Source organism: Mycobacterium asiaticum (assembly GCF_001668675.1).
GTDB classification, from domain to species: Bacteria; Actinomycetota; Actinomycetes; order Mycobacteriales; family Mycobacteriaceae; genus Mycobacterium; species Mycobacterium asiaticum_D.
The window spans coordinates 1-1,516 of the sequence record NZ_LZKQ01000085.1 but is presented as its reverse complement, the minus strand read 5'-3'; the positions used below and the strand labels follow the sequence as shown (position 1 = coordinate 1,516).

Sequence of the window (1,516 nt, the reverse complement as noted above, 5' to 3'; positions counted from 1 at the left end):
CGGTCGGTGTCAAGCTGCTTGGAGTCGTTCGGAGTCGGGGAGGTTGATGCCAACGGTGTCGGCGGGGCTTGGTGTTCGTGGCCTGTGGCGGAACCGTTCGGGGTGGGCCTGGTAGTAGGAGTGCTGGGTGTGCTCGCGCTGCTGCCAGTGTTGTCGCCAGGTGCCGTCGTGGACCTGGTTGGGGGAGAACAACGCGATCCCGGAATGCTTGTGTTGGGTGTTGTACCAGGGCACATACCAGGCCATGTAGGCGCGGGCATCGTCGATGGTGAGGAAGGTGCCGGGGTAGTTGGGCCGGTATTTCATGGTCCGAAACTCCGACTCGGAGAATGGGTTGTCGTTGCTGACCCGTGGTCGGTTGTGAGTCTCAACGATATTGTGGCTGGCCAGCAGCCCTTTGAGGTCGTGTGAGCGCATCGCCGGTCCCGAATCAGCGTGCACCGCGATGGGCACGCCGTGGTCGCTGAACGCGTCCTGGAACATCTCGACGGCCAGGGCGTCGACTTCACGTTCTTCGACCCGCCAGCCGACGATCTTGCGCGAGAAGATGTCGATGATCGAATAGGCCTTGAACGCCACCCCGCGCCACGGGCTGCGCAGATCGGTGATGTCCCAACTCCATACCTGTTGCGGACCGGTGGCTTTGAGTATCGGTGCCGGCCGAGGACCGGGGTTGCGGCGGGTTTTTGTGGGGGTGACCGGACGGCAAGTCTGATCGGCGATGGCAGCGGCGATACGCCACCAACTGCGCCGCGAGGCCAACATGATCCCCTCGTCCCACGCGATAGCGAATGCTTGATCGACGGAGGCACCCTCAGCCCAGCCTGCGATGATCAGCGCTTCGATCCGCCCGCGGTCAGCGGCATCAATTCTTGACCGGTAGGCCCGATCTGACTGCGAAATCGGTTGTGCCACAGTGCTACGCGGGTGATGCCGGTAATGCCAGGTAGATCGGGACAACCCGAGCATCGCCAGCGCTTGACGCTGTGACCCCAGCGCCGCAGTCAACTCGGTGACGAGTCGGTTCTCGGCGTCGAGGAATCCAACCGATCGTTGCTCATCGGGGTGTCGGCGGGCTCGTGCGCGTTCCTCTCGTGCAAGAGCCCGATAGCTTTTCCCAGTGCATCGTTGGCTTGCTCCAACGTGCCATTGACCTGTTCCAACTCACGGATACGGGCGTTGAGCCGATCCACCTCAGCGGCATGGGCGGCCTGTTCAGCCGCACGCCGCCGAGCGATCGCGGTGTTCTCGGACGGAGGCCTCTTCACCGCACTACCTTGACGCGGAATCACGCCCCTGTCGAGGTCCCCATCCAGCACCGAGTCCCGCCACTTCCACAGCTGCCTACTGGTCAATCCGCGCTCGGCCAGCCAACGGCCTTTACTGCCATGAGCCAACCCCTGAAACTCAAACACCAACTCACAGATCTCGCTAGCGGTAAAACCCGCACCGATCGACACAACCCACTCCCTAACGCTGGTAGCAACTGACTCACAACCAGCCTGACAAAGGGGGA

The 1,516-nt window shown here is 62.5% G+C and carries 2 protein-coding genes; both read right to left on the bottom strand.

The features are described from left to right. Positions 1 to 9: 9 nt before the first annotated feature. A complete protein-coding gene (locus A9X01_RS07940; RefSeq protein WP_172832466.1) occupies positions 10 to 765 on the bottom strand; it encodes a DDE-type integrase/transposase/recombinase in 756 nt (251 codons plus the stop codon). A 239-nt stretch (positions 766 to 1,004) separates the two neighbouring features. Beyond that, positions 1,005 to 1,460: a hypothetical protein gene (locus A9X01_RS07935; RefSeq protein ID WP_065120218.1), complete on the bottom strand. Its 456-nt coding sequence runs from the start codon at positions 1,458 to 1,460 to the stop codon at positions 1,005 to 1,007. Positions 1,461 to 1,516: the final 56 nt, after the last annotated feature.

Bases quoted from the DNA above. Each gene is read 5' to 3' on its own strand.
- A9X01_RS07940 (WP_172832466.1), bottom strand. From the start codon at position 765: ATGTTGGCCTCGCGGCGCAGTTGGTGGCGTATCGCCGCTGCCATCGCC.